Source organism: Methylophaga sp. (genome assembly GCF_009711715.1).
GTDB lineage: Bacteria > Pseudomonadota > Gammaproteobacteria > Nitrosococcales > Methylophagaceae > Methylophaga.
The window spans coordinates 40607-46967 of record NZ_VENF01000008.1; the positions used below are offsets into that span (position 1 = coordinate 40607).

Below are 6361 nucleotides of genomic sequence, written 5' to 3' on the forward strand. Positions count from 1 at the left end.
CTCCACTTATATTTCTCCCAGCCGGCTCTTGAGATCGAGCCTGGCTTGTTCATAGCTTTCCAGCAATGTATTCAGGTGCGAGTGAACATGCTCAATCCGGTTATGTCGTCCGAGTTTCTCAACCTGGTGGGCAATTTCACTGACCCTGACGGCACCGATATTGGCGGAACTGGATTTCAGCGCATGGGCTGCCCTGAAAACCCGATCGGCATCACCATTACGGGCACCATGCTGAATGTCATCAATGAGATTCGGTGTCTGCTGCAGGTATATCTCAACTATATTATTAATCAGCGCCGGGGCTTGTTCACCGGACATTCGCCTTATTTCATCCAATACCGTCTCGTCGATCACCGGGACATTTCTTGTATCCTTCTCGGTGCTGTCGAGCCAGCGACCGATAATGTCACTCAGTTGCTCCAGACTGAAGGGTTTGACCAGAAAATCATCAGCCCCCGCGTGTCGAAAGTCTGCTTCTACTCCATCCTGAATGTCTGCAGTGAGTGCCACAATTGGTGTCTCACTGTTAAGCCCCTGGCGGCTCTGGTTGCGGATCAGCGCAGTGGCTTCCAGCCCTCCCATCTGCGGCATGTGATAATCCATCAGAATCAGGTCATAACGCGTCTTGTTACATTCATTCACCGCCTCAAGGCCGTTACTGACAATAACCACCTGGTAGCCAAAATTTTCCAGCATTCCGGCAGCGACTGACTGATTGATTTCATTATCTTCGGCCAGCAGAATCAGATTGCCACTCGCTTTCGTCTGCCTGGCTGGTTTTTTTTGCGGCGGTTTAACTGATTCTGCCACGTCCAGTCGTTGCATCGGGATTCTGAACCAGAAAAGACTGCCCTGCTTTTCTTCACTTCTGACCCCGTAATGACCTTTCATCAGCTTAATCAGCTGGGCGCAGATCGCCAGCCCGAGGCCGGTTCCGCCATATTGCCGGGTGACGGTGTTATCTGCCTGAGCAAACGGAGAAAATATCGACTGCAGTTTGCTCTCGGCGATCCCCGTACCGGTATCCTCAATTTCAAAATTCAACCAGCTTTCCGTTTCCGTTTGCTCCGCGATCAGGCTTACTTTGACGCTGCCTTTATTGGTAAATTTAATCGCATTGTCGATAAGATTGTTAAGTACCTGGCGTAAACGTAGCGGATCGCCCAGAAAAGCGGCATCGCAATCCTGCAGGCTCAACGCTAGCTTGAGTCCTTTACGCTCTGCTTTGGCACGGTTGGTTTCCACCACCGATTTCATGAAACTTGCCATATTCATTTGCTGTTTTTCCAGCTCGACCTTGTCTGCATCCAGCTTGGAAAAATCGAGGATCTGATTGAGCAGGGCCAGCAGAGCCTGAGCTGAGTCATTGAGAAGCTGGACGTTCTCCCGTGCTTCGTCTTCAAGATCATTGAGTTTCAATAATTCGGCAAAACCAATCACCCCGTTCAGCGGGGTCCTGACTTCATGGCTCATCATCGCTAGAAACTGGGCTTTGGCATGGTTAGCTTCATTCGCCAGTTCCAGGGCCGTTTCCAGCGCTTCCGTTCTGGCCTGAACCCGCTGTTCCAGCTCCGCATTCATGGTTTCAAGCTGCTGTCCGCGCCGCTCTATCTCACTGATCATCTGGTTAAAGCTATCGGCCAGCTGGTTGAACTCAACCGTGCCGGCTTTCGGTGCGCGGCGTTTGTAGTCACGGTGGATGGTGATATCCCGAATCGTCGCCAGCATTTCATTCAACGGCTTGGTAAACAGTGATACCAACCACAGCATAGCGACCAGACTGGCCAAAAAGGCCAGCACGGCTGTCATGGCCACTACCCGGTAAAACGCCGATAACTGCGATCTTAAGGCGGCCAGGTTATCAAGCAGGTACAGCATCCCTATTACCTCACCATGGCTGATCATCGGCATCATCAGATGCAGACCGCGCTCATTCTCTGTAATAATGGGATCACGGGTACGCAACACCCGCCGCAAAGAGTCAATGTCCGGCGGGCTCTGTTTGGCCCTGTTCTGGTAGCTGGCAAACAAGCGGGCTTTATCGTCAAAAATCATGACCTGGCTGATATCACGCCTTACCCGCAAGGCCTCCAGGGATTGTCTCGCAGAAGATGCATCATCAAACAAAACGGCGGTCAGAGTATTAGTCACCAGCAGCTCGGCAAGCGCTGCTGAGTCCTGGCGGGCCTGCTTTTCGATCGCCTGGCGCTGGTTGCTGACAATTGATACTGAAATAATGAGAATAGTCAGCAGCACCAGCCCCATCATGGTCACAATCAAACGAAACTTGAGCGTCTTAATCCATTTCATTTAACTTCGACTGCCAGCTTCAGCACCTGAGAGCTCATTTTCAGATTGGATGACTGCATTCTCGACATATTCACTTTAAAGCGGAATTTATTGTCGCGCTTGACGATTTCTATCATCCCGCCATCATCAACAAACCCTGTAATATCCGAGACCGTCAGCACTGGCTTGTCACGCAGATAGACAAACAAGCGCTGCAGAATGTCACGCTCACTGCGGTCAATGTACACGAGGTGGCAACGCCCTGTCTGCTCAACATCCTTGATCTGTCTGGTGCTGACCGGCTTGTCAAATATGGCTTTGTCATGCAGTTGGTTAAAACTGTTTTTGAATGTGTCGGTGAAATAACATAAGTCAATCGACTTCGCATGCACTTCACCGGGCCAGTCCGCATATTTAGCAAAATTATAGTTGAGTGCCGCGATAAGAGAACGTGAGTCCGGCTGCTCTGCCACGGCAACCGCTGTCTGAGCACTGTGGCTCAGCAGTAGGGCCAACAGCAGGAAAATTTTTATCTGATGCCGGGCCACTGTCTTAATACTCCAATGTCAGCCGGCCAAAGAAACTGGGTTCCACCCGGTATGGAATGGAAAACAACTCGGCTTTGTATTCAACATGAGAGCCGTAAAACAGGTTACGGGCGAAGGCAGACAAACGCAATTTAGAAGTCAATTGCCAGTTAAGGCCCAAATCCACACCGTGATAAGCATCCACACTCTGGTTATCCACCTGTACCGGGTCAATCGACTGACTGCGATCGACATAACGCCAGCTCGCAGTCATCTCCAGATCACGGTGAATACGCCAGCTCGTCATCAATGAGACAAGCTGTTCCGGTGCATCCGTATTCTGAGGTTGACCATCACTGAAGTCGCTCTCAATATAGGTGTAGTTGAGCCGTAATTTCAGGCTCTCATTCAGCAGCCAGTTAGCAGACAGCTCCAAACCGTAGTTATGACCACTACTGTCGTTGTCAAAGGCTGACCGGGTGGTCAGATAAGCAGGCAAAGTTGAAAAATCGGTGTCAGCTATCCGGTTGCTGCGCAAATCGTCATAGTCATTATAGAAAACCGCTGTATCCAGGCTGAACTGATGGCCACTGGCATAACGGTAGCCCGCCTCGATGCTTTTGACGGACTCGGAGTCATAGTCTGAATTACCCTCCAATATCAGCCGGTTAACAAAAGCGGTTGGATTAAAGGCCGTCATCGGTGCCAGATTGCCGACGTTGATAAGATATTCATTCTCAGCCTGTGATGGCGTCCTGACTGCCCGTGATAACGCGGTCCAGAAGTGATGCCGTTCCCAAGGCTGCCAGCTCAGCCTGACTGTCGGTTGCCATTCAGAATCGGTATAGGAATGATGCTCAAAACGGGTCGCCAGCGTTAGCCACAGCGTATCCGGTTTCAGCGTTATCTGGTCCTGAACAAACAGACTCCACAGATTGGTACTCTCATCCTCTCCCTGAGTATCAATGACCGATTGATTGGTATCCAGCTCGTTATTGATGTGCCGGTAACCAAAGCCCCACAACAACTCATGCCGTTGCCCAAACTCAAGGTGATGGGACAGTTCAAGGTCCACCGTATCGCGGCTGAAACCGAAGAATGATTCATCGCGCTTGGCGTGATCAAAATAAGCCTTCAGATTGAGCTGCGAGTCGGCTGAGAGTGCCCGACTATAATCACCGAGTACATGCCAGCCCCGGGACTCGCTGTTGATGTTGGGATATTCGATATAAGGTGCTGTCAGCGTCGGTACCGTCACAGACTGATCCATCATGCTGTCATAGGCGGCGCCACTCAGGGTCAGCGTTGAGGCCGTCCCCAGACTTATATCCAGCCGCCCGCCCATCTGCTGTTTCCACCAGTGATTATCGGTACCTGACTCGTTGATGAGAGCGGCGGCAGCGGGACTGACATCAGCCGGGTTAAACTCCAGATCATCACGCTTAAATGCCTTTATATAAGCGCGTCCGGTCAGACCCGGTGCCAGACGGCCGCCGTAACGGAAACCGGCAAAAGCCTGCTGATAATCACCGGCACCCAGTTCGGCATAGCCGCCGAGGGTGTCAGCGCTGTGTCTGGTCATGATATTTATAACGCCATTAACGGCATTGGCCCCCCAGATTGCCGCACCGGGCCCGCGAATGACTTCAATCCGGTCGATATCGGCCATCAGGGTATCCTGCACCTCCCAGTAGACACCGGAAAATTCCGGGGAATAAACACTGCGTCCGTCTATCAGCACCAGCATTTTGTTGTTATAGCGGCCGTTAAATCCCCGGCTGCTGACTGCCCACTTTTGTGAATCAATCTGGACGACATGCAAGCCCGGTACATCTCTCAGCGCCTGGGGAATCGACTGGAAGCCGCGCTGGCGAATCTCTTCACCGGTGATCACATAAATGGCAGCTGCAGCGCTGGACAAAGATTCTGACTGTCTGGAAACCGAAGTGACCTCAATCTCAAGCAGCTCCTGCAGGCTGAGATCAAGCGGTGATGTTGACGGGGCGGAGTCGGCGCGAACAGCAGTGCAACAAGACAACAGGCATCCCAAAGTCCACAGCCCGACCATGCCGGTTTTCTGCATGCTATTCCTCCCTAGTTGAATCTCACAACGGTCTGTAATCCCTATGTGAAACCGCCTGAGTCCAGAGATACAGGAATAGCTGTAAAAATGCCACCCCCATCACATTTTTTTGTTGTTCAGAGGTGGCTTATCGGACCACTCAGGGGGAGGGATTGGGATAGCGTCGGTGGATAGCCTCAATTTCGTCCAGCACATCATCACTGAGTTCGAGCTCAATGCTGGCGATATTGTTTTTGAGCTGCTGCATATCGGTGGCACCGATGATATTGGCTGTCAGGAACGGCCGGGTGTTGACATAAGCAAGTGCCATTTGCGCCGGATCCAGCTGATAGCGACGGGCCAGTTGAACATACTCACGGGTAGCCGCCACAGCCTGCTCATTACTGTAGCGGGCATAGTGCGGCCAGCGGGTCAGTCTGGCACCGGCCGGTTCAGCATCCAGATATTTGCCGCTTAAGACACCGAAGCCCAACGGTGAATATGCCAGCAAGCCCACACCCTCACGGTGGCTGATTTCCGCGCAGCCGACTTCATAAGTCCGGTTCAGCAGGCTGTAAGGATTTTGCACCGTGACAATGGCTGGCAAATCCAGCACACGTGCCATCCAGATAAATTGCATCATGCCCCAGGGTGTTTCGTTGGACAGGCCGATATAACGGATCTTGCCGGCACGTACCTCTTTTTCAAGCGCCTGTAAGGTTTCAAAAACGGGCGTCAGCGCCGCTTCGCTGTCATCAGCCTGATAGCCGAGCTTGCCGAAATAATTGGTCTTACGCTCAGGCCAGTGCAGTTGATACAGGTCGAGATAATCAGTCTGCAACCGCTGCAGACTGTCATCCAGCGCGTGACTGATGTTGCTCGCGTCAAAGCGGGTGTGGCCGCCACGGATATGTGAAACCCAGTCCGGACCAGGACCGGCAATTTTACTGGCAAGAACGATGTCATCACGTTTACCGCGTTTCTTCAGCCAGCTGCCAATCACCTGTTCCGTGGCACCGTAGGTCTCGGCGCGTGGTGGAATGGCATAAAGCTCGGCAGTATCAATAAAATTCACGCCCTGCTCCAGCGCATAATCAAGCTGCTGGTGTGCTTCCTGCTCGGTATTCTGCTCACCATAAGTCATGGTACCCAGACATATACGGCTGACATCAATATCACTTGTTCCCAACTTATTGTATTTCATGATTCCTGTCCGTTAATAAAAAGCCCGCTATGAAAGCGGGCTCTACCCTAGCAAGTCCCGATAATCTCAGGCAAGCCGAAAAGATACAGACCAGAGATAATTACTCCGGCGTCATAAACATACTGTTATAGGTAGTACTCAACTCGGGCTTCTCTCTAACCGTGGCCTCAAAGGTAATCGGGGCCAGACCATCTTCAGTCACATCTGCCGGTGCCCTCACCAGCGCCGTGACCGGCACCACCCGTCCCGGCTCGACAATCACTTCCTGCTCCATGCCAT

General features: G+C 52.0%; 4 protein-coding genes. All 4 read right to left on the reverse strand.

Annotated features, from left to right (window positions below):
* Nucleotides 1–6: 6 nt before the first annotated feature.
* The 4 genes from FH755_RS06245 to FH755_RS06260 all read right to left on the reverse strand — a co-directional run bounded on the left by FH755_RS06245 (nucleotide 7) and on the right by FH755_RS06260 (nucleotide 6082).
* On the reverse strand, nucleotides 7–2310 hold the full coding sequence (locus tag FH755_RS06245) for an ATP-binding protein (protein WP_292439702.1): 2304 nt from the start codon (nucleotides 2308–2310) through the stop codon (nucleotides 7–9).
* Nucleotides 2307–2837, reverse strand: a complete 531-nt coding sequence (locus FH755_RS06250; RefSeq protein ID WP_292439704.1) for a YfiR family protein — start codon at nucleotides 2835–2837, stop codon at nucleotides 2307–2309. The genes FH755_RS06245 and FH755_RS06250 overlap by 4 nt, the downstream gene beginning before the upstream one ends.
* Before the next feature lie 4 nt (nucleotides 2838–2841).
* Entirely contained in the window at nucleotides 2842–4899 is a 2058-nt protein-coding gene (locus FH755_RS06255) for a TonB-dependent receptor (RefSeq protein WP_292439706.1), read from the reverse strand.
* Nucleotides 4900–5038: 139 nt separating this feature from the next.
* Nucleotides 5039–6082 (reverse strand): NADP(H)-dependent aldo-keto reductase, encoded by a 1044-nt coding sequence (locus FH755_RS06260; protein WP_292439708.1) that lies wholly within the window; start codon nucleotides 6080–6082, stop codon nucleotides 5039–5041.
* Nucleotides 6083–6361: the final 279 nt, after the last annotated feature.